Origin of the sequence: Brevundimonas sp. (assembly GCF_041648055.1) — a bacterium.
Taxonomy (GTDB): domain Bacteria; phylum Pseudomonadota; class Alphaproteobacteria; order Caulobacterales; family Caulobacteraceae; genus Brevundimonas.
The window spans coordinates 1,033,703-1,050,845 of sequence record NZ_JBAZPS010000001.1 but is presented as its reverse complement, the minus strand read 5'-3'; the positions used below and the strand labels follow the sequence as shown (position 1 = coordinate 1,050,845).

14 protein-coding genes and 1 tRNA gene are annotated in these 17,143 nt (G+C 66.2%); 8 read left to right on the top strand and 7 right to left on the bottom strand.

Annotation, left to right across the window (positions count from 1 at the left end):
• The first annotated feature begins 101 nt into the window (after positions 1-101).
• Entirely contained in the window at positions 102-2,846 is a 2,745-nt protein-coding gene (acnA, locus tag WC585_RS05195; protein ID WP_373256497.1) for an aconitate hydratase AcnA, read from the top strand.
• A gap of 71 nt (positions 2,847-2,917) precedes the next feature.
• Here the strand turns inward: acnA and WC585_RS05190 are convergent, their stop codons facing one another.
• A complete protein-coding gene (locus tag WC585_RS05190) occupies positions 2,918-3,448 on the bottom strand; it encodes a hypothetical protein (protein WP_373256496.1) in 531 nt (176 codons plus the stop codon).
• Between the two features lie 66 nt (positions 3,449-3,514).
• Positions 3,515-4,384: an isoaspartyl peptidase/L-asparaginase family protein gene (locus WC585_RS05185; protein WP_373256495.1), complete on the bottom strand. Its 870-nt coding sequence runs from the start codon at positions 4,382-4,384 to the stop codon at positions 3,515-3,517.
• Between the two features lie 155 nt (positions 4,385-4,539).
• Here WC585_RS05185 and WC585_RS05180 point away from each other — a divergent pair, with 155 nt between their 5' ends.
• Together WC585_RS05180 and WC585_RS05175 are read left to right on the top strand one after the other, a co-directional pair.
• The gene (locus WC585_RS05180) at positions 4,540-5,541 is read left to right on the top strand and encodes an NADPH:quinone oxidoreductase family protein (protein ID WP_373256494.1); all 1,002 of its coding nucleotides are present in this window, start codon (positions 4,540-4,542) and stop codon (positions 5,539-5,541) included.
• A complete protein-coding gene (locus WC585_RS05175) occupies positions 5,541-6,254 on the top strand; it encodes a 2OG-Fe(II) oxygenase family protein (RefSeq protein WP_373256493.1) in 714 nt (237 codons plus the stop codon). Before WC585_RS05180 ends, WC585_RS05175 begins: the two co-directional genes overlap by 1 nt.
• On the opposite strand, the gene WC585_RS05170 is transcribed toward WC585_RS05175, so the two are convergent.
• The gene (locus tag WC585_RS05170) at positions 6,251-6,649 is read right to left on the bottom strand and encodes a YkvA family protein (RefSeq protein ID WP_373256492.1); all 399 of its coding nucleotides are present in this window, start codon (positions 6,647-6,649) and stop codon (positions 6,251-6,253) included. The genes WC585_RS05175 and WC585_RS05170 overlap by 4 nt on opposite strands.
• A 55-nt stretch (positions 6,650-6,704) precedes the next feature.
• On the opposite strand from WC585_RS05170, the gene WC585_RS05165 reads away from it, so the two are divergent.
• Both WC585_RS05165 and WC585_RS05160 read left to right on the top strand, forming a co-directional pair.
• Positions 6,705-7,487 (top strand): SDR family NAD(P)-dependent oxidoreductase, encoded by a 783-nt coding sequence (locus WC585_RS05165; RefSeq protein ID WP_373256491.1) that lies wholly within the window; start codon positions 6,705-6,707, stop codon positions 7,485-7,487.
• A 108-nt stretch (positions 7,488-7,595) separates the two neighbouring features.
• Positions 7,596-7,670 (top strand) — tRNA-Gly (locus tag WC585_RS05160).
• 253 nt (positions 7,671-7,923) lie between these two features.
• Here WC585_RS05160 and WC585_RS05155 read toward each other — a convergent pair.
• Entirely contained in the window at positions 7,924-9,021 is a 1,098-nt protein-coding gene (locus WC585_RS05155; protein WP_373256489.1) for a phytase, read from the bottom strand.
• Positions 9,022-9,279: 258 nt separating this feature from the next.
• On the opposite strand from WC585_RS05155, the gene WC585_RS05150 reads away from it, so the two are divergent.
• The 3 genes from WC585_RS05150 to WC585_RS05140 all read left to right on the top strand — a co-directional run bounded on the left by WC585_RS05150 (position 9,280) and on the right by WC585_RS05140 (position 14,672).
• Positions 9,280-12,102 carry a TonB-dependent receptor gene (locus WC585_RS05150; RefSeq protein ID WP_373256488.1) on the top strand — a complete coding sequence of 941 codons (2,823 nt, stop codon included), beginning with the start codon at positions 9,280-9,282 and terminating at the stop codon, positions 12,100-12,102.
• Between the two features lie 341 nt (positions 12,103-12,443).
• Positions 12,444-13,877, top strand: a complete 1,434-nt coding sequence (gene lpdA / locus WC585_RS05145) for a dihydrolipoyl dehydrogenase (protein WP_373256801.1) — start codon at positions 12,444-12,446, stop codon at positions 13,875-13,877.
• A 3-nt stretch (positions 13,878-13,880) separates the two neighbouring features.
• Positions 13,881-14,672 carry an SDR family oxidoreductase gene (locus tag WC585_RS05140; protein ID WP_373256487.1) on the top strand — a complete coding sequence of 264 codons (792 nt, stop codon included), beginning with the start codon at positions 13,881-13,883 and terminating at the stop codon, positions 14,670-14,672.
• 8 nt (positions 14,673-14,680) lie between these two features.
• On the opposite strand, the gene WC585_RS05135 is transcribed toward WC585_RS05140, so the two are convergent.
• Genes WC585_RS05135 through fsa form a run of 3 tightly spaced genes read right to left on the bottom strand, consistent with a single transcriptional unit; the run spans position 14,681 to position 16,980 of the window.
• Complete coding sequence (locus tag WC585_RS05135; protein WP_373256486.1) at positions 14,681-15,607, bottom strand: tyrosine recombinase XerC; 927 nt, start codon at positions 15,605-15,607, stop codon at positions 14,681-14,683.
• Entirely contained in the window at positions 15,604-16,305 is a 702-nt protein-coding gene (locus WC585_RS05130) for a DUF484 family protein (RefSeq protein WP_373256485.1), read from the bottom strand. Before WC585_RS05130 ends, WC585_RS05135 begins: the two co-directional genes overlap by 4 nt.
• A gap of 21 nt (positions 16,306-16,326) precedes the next feature.
• Positions 16,327-16,980 carry a fructose-6-phosphate aldolase gene (fsa, locus tag WC585_RS05125; RefSeq protein WP_373256484.1) on the bottom strand — a complete coding sequence of 218 codons (654 nt, stop codon included), beginning with the start codon at positions 16,978-16,980 and terminating at the stop codon, positions 16,327-16,329.
• Positions 16,981-17,143: the final 163 nt, after the last annotated feature.

Here is a 17,143-nt window from a genome sequence, read left to right as displayed (position 1 = left end):
CAGGCGTTCGCCGCGCGCGCCGGGGACCTGTGTGCCCCTGCGTGGATCGCGCGAACGTGCAACCGGATTGTCGGGCGGCGTTGACCAGAGGAAACCTCTCCATGCCGTCGAACGACAGCCTCAAGACCCGTCAGGACCTTTCCGTCGGGCGCAAGAAATACGCCTATTACAGCCTTCCCGCCGCCGAGGAAGCCGGTCTGGCCGGGATTTCCCGTCTGCCGCGCTCCATGAAGGTGCTCCTCGAGAACCTTCTGCGCAACGAGGACGGCGTTTCCGTCACCGAAGCCGACCTGAAGGCCGTGGCCGCCTGGATCGACAACAAGGGCTCGGTCGAGCACGAGATCGCCTTCCGTCCGGCCCGCGTGCTGATGCAGGACTTCACCGGCGTCCCCGCTGTCGTCGATCTGGCCGCCATGCGTGACGCGATGGCCAAGCTGGGTGCCGATGCCGCCAAGATCAATCCGCTGGTCCCTGTCGACCTGGTCATCGACCACTCGGTCATGGTCGACCATTTCGGCACCGCCGGAGCCTTCAACCAGAACGTCGAGCGCGAGTATGAGCGCAACATCGAGCGCTACAACTTCCTGCGCTGGGGCTCATCGGCCTTCAATAATTTCCGCGTCGTGCCCCCCGGCACCGGCATCTGCCACCAGGTGAACCTGGAGAACCTGGCCCAGACCGTCTGGACGCTGGAAGAGGGCAAGAAGACCGTCGCCTATCCCGACACGGTCGTGGGCACCGACAGCCACACCACCATGATCAACGGCCTGGCCGTTCTGGGCTGGGGCGTGGGCGGCATCGAGGCCGAGGCCGCCATGCTGGGCCAGCCGATCCCGATGCTGATCCCTGAAGTCATCGGCTTCCGCCTGACCGGCGCGATGACCGAGGGCACGACGGCGACCGATCTGGTCCTGACCGTCACCCAGATGCTGCGCAAGAAGGGCGTGGTCGGCAAGTTCGTCGAATTCTTCGGCCCGGCCCTGCCGAGCATGACGATCGAGGATCAGGCGACCATCGCCAACATGGCCCCGGAATACGGCGCCACCTGCGGCTTCTTCCCCGTCAGTCGCGCCACCATCGACTATCTGACCGCCACGGGCCGCGACAAGGCGCGTGTCGCCCTGGTCGAGGCCTATGCCAAGGCTCAAGGCCTGTGGATCGACGAGACCTCGGAAGACCCCGTCTTCACCGACGTGCTGGAACTGGACATCTCCACCGTCGTGCCGTCGCTGGCCGGTCCCAAGCGTCCGCAGGACAAGGTCGCTCTGGACGTCGCCGCGCCGTCGTTCGAGACCGCCCTGACCGATGTCTTCAACCGCGTCACCGATGCCCCGCGTTATGCCGTCGAAGGCCAGAAGTTCGACGTGGGTGACGGCGACGTCGTCATCGCGGCCATCACCTCCTGCACCAACACGTCCAACCCCTCGGTTCTGATCGCCGCCGGTCTGGTGGCGCGCAAGGCCAACGCCCTGGGTCTGAAGGCCAAGCCGTGGGTCAAGACCTCGCTCGCCCCCGGCTCACAGGTCGTCACCGACTATCTGACCGACGCCGGCCTGCAGAAGGACCTGGATGCCCTGGGCTTCAACCTGGTCGGCTATGGCTGCACCACCTGCATCGGCAACTCGGGTCCTCTGGATCCGGCCATTTCCAAGGTGATCAACGACAACGGCTTGGTGGCCACGTCGGTGCTCTCCGGCAACCGCAACTTCGAGGGCCGGGTGAACCCCGACGTCCAGGCCAACTATCTGGCCTCGCCGCCGCTGGTCGTGGCCTATGCCATCGCCGGCTCGATGCGCATCGACATCACCACCCAGCCGATCGGTCAGGACAAGAAGGGCAAGGACGTCTTCCTGAAGGACATCTGGCCGACCTCGGAAGAGATCGCCGCCATCCAGAAGAAGTCGGTCACCCCGGCCATGTTCGCCAAGCGCTACAAGGACGTCTTCAAGGGCGACAAGCACTGGCAGGCCATCAAGATTGAGGGCGGCCAGACTTATGAGTGGGAGGACACCTCCACCTACGTCGCCAACCCCCCGTATTTTGAGGGCCTGTCGATGGAGCCGGCACCGGTCACTGACATCGTCGAGGGCCGCGTGCTGGCCATCTTCGGCGACAGCATCACCACCGACCACATCAGCCCGGCCGGCTCGATCAAGAAGACCTCGCCTGCCGGGGTCTATCTGACCGGACGCGGCGTCGATGCCCTGGACTTCAACAGCTATGGCGCGCGCCGGGGCCACCACGAAGTCATGATGCGCGGGACCTTTGCCAACATCCGCATCCGCAACAAGATCACGCCGGAGATCGAGGGCGGGGTGACGAAACACTTCCCGTCGGGCGAAACCATGTCGATCTACGACGCGGCCATGCGCTACCAGTCCGAGGGCCGTCCGCTGGTCGTCTTCGCGGGCAAGGAATACGGCACCGGCTCGTCGCGTGACTGGGCCGCCAAGGGCACCCGCCTGCTGGGCGTCCGCGCGGTCCTGGCCGAAAGCTATGAGCGTATCCACCGGTCGAACCTGGTCGGAATGGGCGTCGTGCCGCTGCAGTTCAAGGCGGATGGCTGGCAGAAGCTGGGCCTGACGGGCGAGGAGATCGTGACGATCCGCGGCCTGTCCGACGTCAACGTCGGCAAGCTGCGTCCGCGTCAGGACATCTGGGTCGAGCTGTTCCGTCCGTCGGACGGAAAGATGGCCCGTTTTCCGGTCCGCTGCCGCATCGATAACCAGACCGAGCTGGACTACTTCAAGGCCGGCGGCGTGATGCCCTATGTGCTGCGGAACCTGGCGGGTGGGGACCAGCCGGCCCCGGCCAATGATGAAGCTGCGGCGATCGCGGCGGAATAGGCCTCGAGCGCTATAGTTGAAAAGGAAAGGTCGGCGGATGGCTCCGCTGGCCTTTTCACGTTCGGGGCGGTTCAGCCCCGGGTAGCATTGTGCGGGCCGGGATCTCGCGGATTACGGCCAAAGGCCTCCTCGCAGATGGCGCGACCGAAAGCTTCCGAGACCATCATCTGGCGATCACCGAGCAGGCCGCCGACGCGGCCCTGAGCGCTGGTCGAAACCCGGATCGGGTAACGGCCCAGAACCCGATTGTTGTGAGCCGGATCGACGAACTCCACCGTGGCGGCCAGGTAATGCTCGCCGTCGCCGTTCAGCAGGGTTTCCAAGCGGCCAGCGCGGTCCAGCGCCTTGATGTGAACCCTAAGATCGACAGGTGCCGTGCCCCACATGCAGCGGCGGAGCTCTTCGTGCACTTCTTCATTGAATGTGTCGGCGAAATCGTCCTCAGCGTCGAGCCAGTCAGACGACATAACTATCGAGCCGATCTGCGCGGTCTCCTGAAGCCCGATCGGCAACGCTAACGGGGGGCCACCTTCGATTACTGGGGCGCAGGCCGCGGTGGCGCTAAGCGCCGCAAGGGTCACGGCGGTGATGAGGGATTTCATATCGGTCTCCTGTGCGCGCAGAAGACTTAGTCGAACCCTGTTCATTGACGAGTGAATTCGGCGTAATCAGCGTCCGAAGACCTCGACCCCGATCTGACCTTCGGTCGTCAGCCAGGCCCTTTTCATGCCCTGGCTGTTGAACGGCGCGGCGATGTTGCCATCGCGGTCCAGGGCGATCAGCCCGCCGTCGCCGCCCATGCCGCCGATCTGATCGATGACCCCCTGCGTCGCCTCGGCAAGCGGCTGTCCGGCCCCGACGCGCCAGCCGACCTGGGCGGCGGCGGCGACGCGGATGAAATACTCGCCCTGTCCGGTGCAGGAGGTGGCGGTCCGCTCGTCGGCCCAGGTCCCGGCCGCCGGAATGGGGGTATCCCCGACCCGGCCCGGCATCTTGCCGAACACGCCTGCCGTCGAGGTCGCTGCCGCCAGCCGTCCCTCATTGTCCAGAACGCAGCAGCCGACCGTGCCATGGCTCAGCGTCCCCGGCGGATGATTGTCCTCGCCCTGACCGGCACGTGTGAACCAGGCCGCCTCGTCGCCGATGGGCTCCAGTCCTTGGTCGTGCGCAAACAGGGCCGCACCTTCGCCCGCCAGCATGATGTGCGGTGTGCGGTCCATCACCGCCCGGGCGGCCACGACCGGATTGCGGAACCCTTGCAGCGCCGCCACGGCTCCCGCCTTGCGGGTCGCGCCGTCCATCAGGCTGGCGTCCAGCTCATAGGCCCCGGCCAGATTGGACGAGGCCCCGCGCCCGGCGACATAGAGGCCGGAATCCTCCAGCATCACCACCGTCTCGACCGCCACGTCCAGCGCGCTGGCCCCCGCCTCCAGCCGCGCCTTCATCGCCTCCACGACCTGGCGCATATGCACGACCTCGGCGTCATAGTTCCGCTCGCGCCGCGCGCCTGCGCCACCGTGAAGAATGAGGGCCGTCATGGGTCGTCTCCGGATCGCCTCTTTCAAACGGGCGTGCGGCTGATTAGCCTTGACTGGAGCGGCATGCCACGGTGGCAATGTCGAAATATCCTGACAAGCAGGCCTCAGCAGCGCGAACGCGCGTTAGGGCTGCCGAGCAAAGCGAGACCAGAAAGATGCGCGCAGTCCTGTCCAAGGCCCCCGGCGGCCCTGAAACCCTGGTCGTCGAAGAGGTCATGGACCCGCGCCCGATGAAGGGCGAGGTGGTCATCGATGTGAAGGCGGTGGGCATCAACTTCCCCGACACCCTGATCATCGAGGACCGGTACCAGTTCAAGCCACAGCGCCCCTTCTCGCCCGGTGGCGAGGTGGCGGGCGTCGTCGAGGCTGTGGGCGAGGGCGTGACTTCGGTCCGCAAGGGTGATCGCGTTATCGCCGTGCCGGGCTGGGGCGGTCTGGTCGAGCGGCTGGCCGTGCCCGCCACCAGCGTCATCAAGATTCCCGACGGCATGGACTTCCCCACGGCCGCGGCCCTGATCATGACCTATGGCACCAGCTATTATGCGCTGAAGGACCGGGCCCAGCTGAAGGCGGGCGAGAGCCTGCTGGTGCTGGGGGCCGCAGGCGGGGTCGGTATCGCCGCCGTCGAACTGGGAAAGGCCATGGGGGCCCGCGTGGTCGCCGCCGCCTCGACCAATGACAAGGTGCAGTTCGCGCTGGAGGCCGGGGCCGACAACGGCCTAATCTATCCCTCGGGCCAGATGGACAAGGCGGCCCAGAAGGAACTGTCCGGCGAGCTGAAGCTGGCCTCGGGCCGCGACGGGCCGGACGTGGTCTATGACGGTGTCGGCGGCGACTATTGCGAGCCGGCCCTGCGCTCCATGGACTGGAACGGGCGCTATCTGGTGGTCGGCTTCCCGGCGGGCATTCCGTCCCTGCCGCTGAACCTGACCCTGCTGAAGTCGGTGTCGGTGATCGGGGTCTTCTGGGGCGCAGCCGTGGCCCGCGATCCTGCCGGTCACGCCGCCAACATGACCGACCTGTTCGGGTTCTGGAGCGAGGGCAAGATCAAGCCGCGCATCAGCCGCACCTATCCGCTGGAGCGCGCGCATGAAGCCATCCAGGCCTTGGGCGACCGCTCGGTGATGGGCAAGGTCGTGGTGACGGTCGACGCCTGATGGTGAAGCTGGCCCTGTCACCGTCGCTGGACGTTGCGGCCCTGAACGCGGCCTTCAAGGGGCATCGCCGCCTGCACATTCCCGATGTGCTCGGCCCTGACAGCGCCGAGGCAGTAACGGCGGCCATGGAAGCCTATGACGGCTGGCGCGTCAGCGTCCACGCTGGCGGTGAACGGTTCGAGATTCCGTTGAGCGGCGGTCGCGCCGCCGAGCCGGGCAAGCAGAGCTGGATCGACCAGGCCGCGTTGAACGGGGCCGACGAGAGCATGCAGTATATCTTCGATACCCGGCGCATTACGGTCGAGGGCATCGGCGATGATGTCCAGGATGCGGTGGCGGCCGTGCCCGGCTTTCTGAACAGCCCGACCTTCATCGCCTTCGTGCGCGGCGTGACCGGCGACGACCGGATCGACTTCGCCGATGCCCAGGCCACACGCTATCGGCCCGGCCACGTCCTGACCGGTCACAACGACGACGCCGAGGGCAAGAACCGGCTCTATGCCTATGTGCTGAACCTGACCCGCGACTGGCGCGTAGACTGGGGCGGGGCGCTGATCTTTCCGGGTGCCGACGGCCAGATCGAAGAAGGCTTTGTGCCGCGGTTCAACGCCCTGAATATCTTCGCCGTGCCGATGGACCACGCGGTGACCCAGGTCGCCAGTTTCGCGGGTGCAAATCGTCTGTCGATCACCGGCTGGCTGCGATCGAACTAGTCGCCCTTCAACTGCTCCAGCGCCGCGTCGGCCTGCTTCTTGTGACGCGGCCGGATGTTGGCCCCAAGCGTCGCGATCAGGGCGGCGATGACGGCGGCGTCGTCGGTGAAGCCGATGCCGGCGAAGATGTCGGGAATGGCGTCGATCGGCAGGACGAAATAGGCCAGCCCGCCCAGCATCAACCCCTTGGCAGCCATCGGCGTCTCGGGATCGCGCGCCGCGAACCAGACGCTCAGCGCCTGTCCTGCGAAGGGGATGCGGGCCGCCGTGCGCCGGATCTTGGGCCAGAAGCCCTTCTGAACCCGGACCTCATTGGTCGCCAGCACCGAGGGCACCAGGGCGCGCTTGGGGTCCAGGGCCTCGTCGGGCGTCATCGGCTTGGTATTCGTGGTCATGGCGGCTAAAGCCCCGCAATCGTCATTCGTTCAATCCCATATAGGAACAGAGGCCATGAAACTCGACGGGTCAATCGCAGCGGTCGTCACGGGCGGGGCCTCGGGCCTGGGTGAAGGCACCGCACGCGCCATCGCCGCCACGGGGGCAAAGGTCGCCCTGTTCGACATGAACGCCGAGAAGGGCGAGGCCATCGCCGCCGAGATCGGCGGCGTCTTCTGCCAGGTCGACGTCACCTCCGACGAGGAAGTGGCCGCCGCCTTCGCCAAGGCCCGCGCCGCCCACGGTCAGGAGCGCCTGACCGTCAACTGCGCCGGCATCGCCACGGGCCAGAAGACCGTCAGCCGCAAGCGCGACACCGGCGAGACCCGCGCGCATGACATGGCATCGTTCGAGCGCACCGTTCGCATCAACCTGTTCGGCACCTTCCGCGTATTGAGCCAGTCGGCGCTGGGCATGGTCGCCCTGGATCCCATGGAGGACGGCGAGCGGGGGCTGATCGTCAATACCGCCTCGGTGGCGGCCCAGGACGGCCAGATCGGCCAGGCGGCCTATTCGGCGTCCAAGGGCGGCGTCTATGCCATGACCCTGCCCGTGGCCCGTGACCTGGCCCAGGAGGGCATCCGCGTGAACACCATACTGCCTGGCATCATGTGGACGCCGATGATGGCCGGGATGGACCAGAAGGTTCAGGACAGCCTGGCCGCCGCCATTCCCTTCCCCAGCCGTCTGGGCAGGCCGTCGGACTATGCATCGCTGGTGCTGGAACTGGCCCGCAACGTCTACATCAACGGCGAATGCATCCGGCTGGACGGGGCCATACGGCTGGCTCCTCGTTAACGGCGCTAACGCTCGCGACGCGGTCGCTCGCTACTTGAGCGCAGATTTTTGCGTTTGGGGCTTGCGAGAGTTGGGAGCCGTCCGCTATAGGCCCGCCTCCGACTGATTGCGGGCGTAGCTCAGTGGTAGAGCACAACCTTGCCAAGGTTGGGGTCGAGAGTTCGAATCTCTTCGCCCGCTCCAGTCGAAACGCACAAGGCCTGCCGGAGACGGCGGGCCTTTGTCGTATCTGGCCCCCATACTACGCGACCTCGGCCTCATGGGCGGCGAAGTTTGCCAAGGTTGGGGTCGAGAGTTCGAATCTCTTCGCCCGCTCCAGGCGAGACAGAAAAGGCCCGGTCGCAAGACCGGGCCTTTTTCGTTTGTGATCCTTCAGAAAAGCGAAAAGGCCGCCCCGCGAGGGAGCGGCCTTTCAGGATCATTGTGGCGTCAGTGACTAGTTGATGCCCAGCGCGCGCTTGATCTCGCGCCAGTCGACCATCTTGTAGTTCTGCTGGCCGCGGTTGGGGGCGTCGCTGTCGTCGTGGAAGGCCAGCGCACCCTGCGGCCAGGTGCCGATGGCCCCGCTCCAGGCGTCCAGACCATCCGTGTGGGTCACCGCATCGACAGCCTGGCCGCTGGTGGTGGCGACACCGTCGACGATGGTGAAGCGTCCGACGTAGGCATAGGCCGTCTGGGCTCCCGTTCCGGTGACGCGCCAGACCGGATAGGTGCTGTCGCCCTGGCTGGAGGCGATCAGGTATTTGTTCGCGCCATCGCGCATGATCGTCAGGCCCTCGACGTCGTCGGTCAGGCGGACGCGGTCGATGGGCTGGATTTCGGTCGGAGCGCTGGAGCCGGCCGGGTCGAAGTCGAAACGCCAGATGCCGACATCCTCTTCGCCGACGTACAGCAGGTCGGCGGCGTCATCGACGACACAGCCCTCGGTCTGGCTGCCCAGTTGCATCGACTTTTCGACCACGCCGACGGGGCCGTTCGGTCCCGCGGTGACGCGGATCTGCTGGATCAGGCCAGCCTTGTTGTTGGGCACCAGGTAATAGGCATCCCCTCGCTGGCCCATGCAGAAGCCGTAGGGCTCGCCCATGTTGGTCGGGATGAAGCCCCAGCGCCGGACCTCCAGGGTCGCCGGGTCCATCAGCCAGGTCATGATGCCGAAGCGGTCGCGCTCGGCCGCGGCGACCAGGACCATCGCCTTGCCGTCGACCATGAAGCCGGACCGGACATCGACATTGTTCATCGGGCCGTCCGGGAAGAACTGCCGCACGGTACCGTCCAGATTGTGGACGTACAGGCCGTCGGACTTGTCGGTTCCGAACATCACGGCCCGCGACGGATCGCGCGGATCGGCCCAGAAGGCAGGATCGTCGGCATCCACGGTCGGGTCGGTGGTGACCACGGTCTCGACCGCCGCGACGACGGGCTTGGCCGGATCGCCCGTGGCCAGGATACCTTGCGGAATTTCAGGCTCGGCCGTGGCGCAGGCGGCCAGCAGGGCGGCAGACGCGACCAAGGTGCTCAAGGTGCGGATCGACATGTCAGCCTCTTCGACGACGAAATTTTCAAGCGTGACCGCGCAGACCACGCGCGCGCGCATCGGGTCAAGCAAGGCCCTGTGACGGTTCTCGAACATCGATGTGACAACTGATCCGGTTCAAGAGCAAACGTCACGCGCGCGTCTGAAAATCGGCACCGCTTGTTCGTCAAATCGTCGTGGAGGCGTCGTCGCTACGGCTTAGCTCCGATTTCCGAACACCGGAGCCCTTTGGCTGCCGGTCTCTCGGGGATGCCATCAATGAAATTCGCGCTTCTGCTCGGTGCCGCCCTGGCTCCGATCTTCGCCGCCGCAGCGACGCCTGCCTTTGCCGGACCCGTCGTGGGTACTGTGGCTGACGCCTCAGGCACTCGCACGTTACAGGGGGCCGAGGTCACGATCGTCGAACTGAACCAGACGGCGACGGTCGGTGCAGACGGAACGTTCCGCTTTGGTGACGTGGCACCCGGCACCTATACGCTGCGTGCTGGTTTCGCGGGTGCCGTCGATGAGACCCGCCAGGTGGTTGTGCCCGCGACGGGCACTGCCTCCGTCACCTTCTCACTACGTCCGCTCGCATCTTCGGACGGTACGGTGATCGAGGATGTCCTGGTCATCGGCCAGCGCGCCAACTTCCTCAGCGCCGTCTCGCGCCAGCGCAGCGCCGACACGGTCCAGACCGTTCTGACCCGCGACGCCATCGGCCAGTTTCCGGACCAGAACGTGGCGGAGGCCCTGCGCCGCGCGCCCGGCATCAATGTTCTGAACGACCAGGGCGAGGGCCGGTTTGTATCCGTGCGGGGTCTCGACCCCAATCTGAACTCGGCGTCGATCAACGGCAACCGTGTGCTCGCGACCGGAGGCGACGAGCGTGCCGTGGCGCTGGACGTCATCCCGTCAGAACTGATCGAATCCATCGAGATCAAGAAGTCGCTGACGCCGGACATGGACGGCGACACCATCGGAGGCTCGATCGACATCGCAACGACCAGTTCGCTGGACCGTCGCCGCAACCTGTTCACGGCGTCGCTGGAGGGCTCGTACAACGATCAGAACGAACAGACCTCGCCCAAGGGCAGCTTCGATTTCGTCTACAAGTTCAATGACCGCCTCGGCATCGCTGGGGGGGCCAGCTACTACAACCGTGAATTCGCCACCGACAACATCGAGATGGACGGCTGGAGCGAGACGGACGACGGCGGTATCTTTGCCGAAGATCTGGAATACCGCGATTATGACGTTATGCGCGAACGTTATGGCGCGACCCTGACGCTGGATTACCAACTCAACGATTCGACACGCCTGTATCTGCGCGGCCTGTATTCCAAGTTCGACGACACCGAATTGCGCACCCGCCTGGTCTTCGGCTTCGACGAACCGACCGAGATCGTCGGGGACAGTGCCTCGTTCGATTCAGCCGACGGGCGTATCCGGGTCGAGCGCGATCTGAAGGACCGTCGCGAGGTGCAGACCATTCGCACGATCTCGGCCGGTGGCCGGACCGACTATGGCCAGTGGCGCTTCGACTATGACGTGGCCTATTCCGAAGCCGATCAGCAGGAAAATGGGTCGATTGACCCGATCGTCTTCCGTCGCGACTTCGAGGATGCAGGCGAACTGGGCGTCACCATCAACTACGGCGACCTGCGCCGCCCGACGTATCAGATCGACTTCGGCCAGAGCCTCTTCCTGGATCCGTCGCAGTATGAGTTCGACGCCCTGGAGCGCACTACCCGTGAAGATGCGCGCGACCGCGAGTTCTCGGTCAAGGCCGACGCGGCCTATGACATGGCCATCGACGGCGGCAATATCGAGTTCAAGTTCGGCGGGAAGGCCCGCCAGCGCGAGAAGCGTCTGAACTATATCTTCGACATCTACGACGGGTACGACGGCGACTTCACCCTAGCGGACGTTGTGGGCCGCCAGAGCTATGGCCTGGCCACCATCGACCCCGTTCCGGGCCTGTCGGAAACGCGCGATTTCCTGAGCGGTGGCTTCGGCGATTTCGAGCGCAACGATCTGGACAGCACCTTCGCGTCCAACGCGGAAAGCTATTCGGCGGACGAAGACATCTATGCCGGCTATGCCCAGGCCAAGCTTGAGAGGGATGCCTGGCGCGTCGTCGGCGGGGTTCGGGTCGAGCAGACCGAAGTCCAGCTGAACGGACAGCGGATTGACCTGGTCGAGGAAGGCGCAATCATCGATGGCGTCGAGCTGGACGAAGACACCCTGTTCATCACGCCGGTGCAGTTCGACCGCAGTCATACCGACTGGTTGCCCAGCGTGAATGTCCGCTACGAAGCGGCAGAAAACCTGATCGCCCGCTTTGGAGCCTTCCGCTCTGTCGTGCGGCCCAGCTTCGGTCGTCAGGCACCGCGCTTCCTGATTGAGGAAAATGACGAAAACGAGCGGTCGGGCGAGTTCGGCAATCCGGACCTGGACCCTTACAAGGCGTGGAACTTCGACGCGACGCTTGAGTACTATTTCGCCCCTGAGGCCGTGATCCAAGGCGGCATCTTCTACAAGTCGATCGAGGACTTCATCATCGATGCCGAGTTCGAGGACGGCACGTTCGCGGGCATCGATTACGACGAAGCCGTCATCCCGATCAACGGCGACGAGGCCACGGTGTTCGGCGCGGAACTGAGCTACGGTCAGGCCCTGTCGTTCCTGCCCGCGCCGTTCGATGGCCTGCTGGTCAATCTGAACTATACGTACACCGATGCCGAGGGTGAGGTTCTGGGGCGCACCGTGCCTCTGCCCACATCTCCCGAACATACCTTCAACGCTGTTCTGGGCTATGAGAAGGGCCCGCTGAGCCTGCGCGTCGCCGGAGCCTATCGCTCGGGCTATCTGGATGAACTTGGCGGCGATGCCGAAAGCGACCGCTATGTCGATGACCATTTCCAGATCGATCTGAGCGGCAAATATCGAGTGACCGAAAACGTCCAGCTGTTTGCCGAACTAGTGAACGCCAATGACGCGACCTACACCGCCTTCCAGCGCGGCCCGGGTCGTGATCGTCTGCTCCAGTACGAAGAATATTCCTGGACCGGCAAGTTCGGCATCAAGCTGAACTTCTGATCCTGCGCGACAGCAATCGACGAAGGGCCGGGCGGAAACGTCCGGCCCTTTTGCGTATCGCGCCCTTCCGGCGTTGCCGCAGGCGGGGCGGGTCCCCTATATGCAGGCGCGAACCTTCTCGCGTCCGGACACCCCCGATCATGGCCCGCAAGACAGACACATCCGGCGGACTTCTGGGCGGCCTGCGGTCGATGCTGGGCGGCAAGCCCACCAAGGCTGTCTCCGAGACCGCACCCGAGCCGATCACCCTCAGCCCAGACCCGGCGGGCCATTTCCAGACGCCGGACACCCCGGACACGCCCGCGCCCCCATCCGCGCCCGAACAGGACCAGAGCAAGCCCATGGCCGAAGCCGCCTCCCCCAGCCCCGCCGCCGCGAAATCTTATGACGTCGTGATCATCGGCGGCGGACCGGGCGGCTACAATGCCGCGATCCGGGCGGGCCAGCTGGGCCTCAGCGTCGCCTGTGTGGAGATGCGCGAGACCCTGGGCGGCACCTGCCTGAACGTCGGCTGCATGCCCTCCAAGGCCATGCTGCATGCCTCGGAGCTGTTCGAGGCGGCGACCAAGGAGTTTCCGACACTCGGCATCGAGATCGGTACGCCGAAGATCAACGTCGATCAGCTGCAGAAGCAGAAGCAGGAGAGCGTCACGGCCCTGACCAAGGGCATCGAATTCCTGTTCAAGAAGAACAAGGCGGACTGGATCAAGGGTCGCGGTCGCATCACCGGACCGGGCCAGGTCGAGGTCGAGGCGGCCGACGGGTCGAAGACGACCCTGACCGCCAAGGACATCGTCATCGCCACGGGATCGGAGCCGACACCCCTGCCGGGCGTGGAATTCATCGAGGGCAAGGTGGTCGATTCCACCGGGGCCCTGGCCCTGCCCGCCGTGCCCAGGACCATGATCGTGGTCGGCGCCGGCATCATCGGGCTGGAGCTCGGTTCGGTGTGGCGCCGTCTGGGCGCACAGGTGACGGTGGTCGAATATCTGCCGCGCATCACGCCGGGCATGGACTCGGACGTCGCCACCGCCTTCCAGCGCGTGCTGACCAAACAGGGCATGACCTTCAAGCTGGGCTCCAAGGTCACGGCCGCGAAGTCGGTCAAGGACGGCGTTGAGCTGACGGTCGAACCGGCGGCGGGTGGCGAGGCCGAGACGCTGAAGGCCGATGTCGTCCTGGTGGCCATAGGCCGCCGTCCCTATACGCAGGGCCTGGGGCTGGAGACCGTCGGGATCGAGCCGGACAAGCGCGGCTTCGTCACCCAGGATCATCTGAAGACCGGAGCCAAGGGCGTCTGGGTCATTGGCGACGTCACCAGCGGCCCCATGCTGGCCCACAAGGCCGAGGAAGACGCCGTCGCGGTGATCGAGCTGATCGCGGGCAAGGCCGGTCACGTCGACTACGACATGGTCCCCAGCGTGGTCTACACCTTCCCCGAGGTCGCCTGGGTCGGCAAGACCGAGGACCAGCTGAAGGCCGACGGCATCGCCTACAAGGTCGGCAAATTCCCCTTCACCGCCAACAGCCGCGCCAAGATCAATCATGAGACCGACGGCTATGCCAAGGTCCTGGCCGATGCGACGACGGACCGGATTCTGGGCGTCCACATCATGGGTCCGCAGGCGGGCGAGATGATCCATGAGGCCTGCGTCGCCATGGCCTTCGGCGGTGCGTCCGAGGACGTCGCCCGCATCTGTCATGCCCATCCGACCCGCTCCGAAGCCGTCAAACAGGCGGCCATGGGTGTGGAAGGCTGGACCATGCAGGCCTGATCGATGGATCTGGGGCTGAGCGGCAAACGCGCCCTGATCTGCGGCGGCTCCAGCGGACTGGGGCGGGCCGTGGCGACGGCGCTGGTCGCCGAGGGGGCGCATGTGGCCCTGCTGTCGCGCGATGCCGGAAAGCTGCAGACCGTCGCTGACGATTTGAACGCGATGGGCCCAGGCCGCGCCGTCATCGCGCCGGCCGACATGGCGGATCATGCGTCCCTGCTGACAGCGGTCGATGTGGCCGAGGCAGCGCTGGGTGGGCCGATCGAGATCCTGCTGAACAACACCGGCGGGCCGCCCCCGTCGGGGGTGTCAGGGCTGGAGCCCGACCTGTGGCGCGCGCAGTTCGAGGCGATGGTGCTGTCGATCTTCCGCCTGACCGACCGCGTCCTGCCGGGGATGAAGGCCATGGGCTGGGGCCGCATCCTGAACGTGGCGTCGATCACCGTGGTCGAGCCGGTGGCGTCGCTGGGCGTGTCCAACACCCTGCGGGCCTCGGTCACAGCCTGGGCCAAGACGCTGGCGGGTGAGGTCGCGCCGCACGGCATCACCGTCAACACCCTGCTGCCCGGCCGCATCGATACGCCGCGCATCGAGCGGCTGGACGCGGCTCGCGCGGCCGCCCACGGCATAACGCCCGAGCAGGCCCGGGCCGAGGCCACGGCCGGCATTCCCGTCGGTCGCCTGGGCATGCCGGAGGAGTTCGGTGCCGTCGCCGCCTTCCTGGCCAGTCCGCAGGCGGCCTACGTCACCGGTTCGCTGATCCGGCTGGACGGCGGGGCGGTCCGGGCCATCTGACGCCTGGGTTAGGCGCGGGGATGCGCATCCGCATAGGCGGCCAGCAGGTGCGCGGCATCGACGGCGGTGTATTTCTGGGTCGTGGACAGGCTGGCGTGGCCCAACAGTTCCTGGATGGAACGCAGGTCGGCCCCGGCCCCGAGCAGATGGGTCGCGAAACTGTGGCGCAGGGCGTGGGGCGTGGCGCTGGCGGGCAGGCCGAGGCGGCCGCGAAGGTGCTGGACGGTGGCCTGGACATGGCGGGGGCTCAGGGGACCACCGCGTCGGGCTCGGAACAGGGGTTCGTCCGGCGACAGGGGAAACGGCAGCAGCGCCAGATAATCGTCTACGGCTGCGCGGACAGCGGGCAGGACCGGGGCGATCCGGGTCTTGCCGCCCTTGCCAGCGATGCGCAGGGTCTCGCCCAGCGGGGCATCGGCGCGGATCAGCGACAGGCCCTCGGAAATCCGCAGTCCGCAGCCGTAGAGCAGGGTCAGGACCGCGCGGTCGCGGGCCGCCTCCCAGGGCGCGGCATCTGTATCGGCCTGCGATTCTTCCAGCAGACCGCGCGCCTGATCCTCGCTGACCGGCCGCGGCAGGGACGGCTTGATGCGAGGGCCGCGAACCAGCGCCAGTTGCGGGGCGGGTGTGGCGCAGCGGCGGTCCAGAAAGGCGTGGAAGGCGCGGATGGCCGACAGGGTCTGGCTGATGGAGCGGGCGGCGAGGCCGGAGCGATCGGACCCGTCACCGGCGCGGCGCTCGGCCAGATGGGCGCGGACCTCGGCAGCGCTGACGGTGCCGAGATCGGGCAGCGACAGGATCTCGCCGCGATGCCGCTCCAGAAAGGCGACGTACAGCCGCCCGATGTGGCCATAGGCCTCCAGCGTGCGAGGCGACAGGCGACGCTCGTGCGCCAGATGCTCCAGCCAGGCTGACAGAGCGTCGGCGGCTGTCATCCCAGCAGGGGCCAGCGCTCGGCGGTGCGTTCGACCACGCGGGCGATGAAGGCCACCAGCTCGCAGCCCATGGTGGCGGTAAAGCCGTCTTCCTCGGGCGAGCCGAAGGCGCACAGGGCGGGACGGGCGACCGTCTCGGCACCCGGAAACTGCGGGGCCATGCGGATCAGGGCCACGGAGTGGACCTGATCCTCGGCCGCGCCAAACAGGTTCAACCCCTCGAAGTTGGGCCCCAGCCAGGTCAGGCCGTGATCGCCCAGCAGGGCATCGACCCGACCTTCATCCAGCGCGCGCCAGCCGAAAGGCACGGGACCGGGCTTTTCGAGTGCCACGGCGGCACCGCTCAGACCGAACCTCCCCTGCGCCACTGCATCGAGACGACGGGAGAGGTCGGACAGGTTGCGGGCTTCCAGCAGATCGAGGGCCGCAACATGGGTCTGGGTCTGGGCGGCGAAATTGGCGCGGGCGATGCTCTCGATGCGTTTCCTCGCATCCGCCTCGCGTTCGGCCACCTCTTCCAGCCGGGTCAGGGCGGCGCGGCCGAACTCCACGACATTGCGGCCGTGAGGCTTGAGCCCGACCTCTTCCAGCAGGGACCGATCGTCCAGCAGGATCTGAGGATGCGCCTGCAGCCAGGCACGGATTTCCGGCCAGTGCGGACCCGTGTCGTCGGCAGAGAGGTCAGGCAATACGCTCACAGACCTCTCCTCGGAGGCAGGCTACAGGATCGACTGACCGGTCTTGCCCCAGTCCGCCAGGAAGGCATCAAGCCCCTTGTCGGTTAACGGGTGCTTGACCAGGGCCTTGAAAGTGTCGGCCGGCAGGGTCGCGGCGTCCGCTCCGGCGATGGCGGCGGCCGAGACATGGCCAGGATTGCGCAGGGAAGCGGCGAGGATTTCCGTCTCGAAGCCATGGGTGTCGTACAGCACGCGGATTTCTTCCAGCAGACTGATGCCGTCGGCCCCGTGATCTTCCAGCCGCCCGACGAAGGGCGAGACGAAGGTGGCCCCGGCCTTGGCGGCCAGCATGGCCTGGGCGGCGGAGAAGCACAGTGTGACGTTGGTCTTGATGCCCTTGTCGGAAAAGGTCCGCGCCGCGCGCAGCCCGTCCCACGTCAGGGGCAGTTTGACCACGACATTGGGCGCGATGGCGGCCAGCTTGTCGCCTTCCTTGACCATGGTCTCATAGTCGGTCGCCACCGCCTCTGCGGAAATCGGCCCCTCGACCAGGCCGCAGATTTCGGCGATGACCTCTGCGATGTTGCGACCGGATTTGGCGATCAGCGAAGGATTGGTGGTGACGCCGTCCACCATGCCGGTGGGGACCATGTCCTTGATGACGGCGACGTCGGCTGTGTCGAGAAAGAGTTTCATGGGGTGGGTGTTTAGCGGCGGAAGGTCGAGAGCGCGAGCCTCTTTCACCTCCCCACGCGTGGGGAGGTGGCGCGGCGCGTCTTCGCGCCGTGACGGAGGGGGCGGCGCTGGTGTTAGCTGCTGGTCCGCCAATCTCTGTAGGCGGGAGTCGCCCCCTCCACCA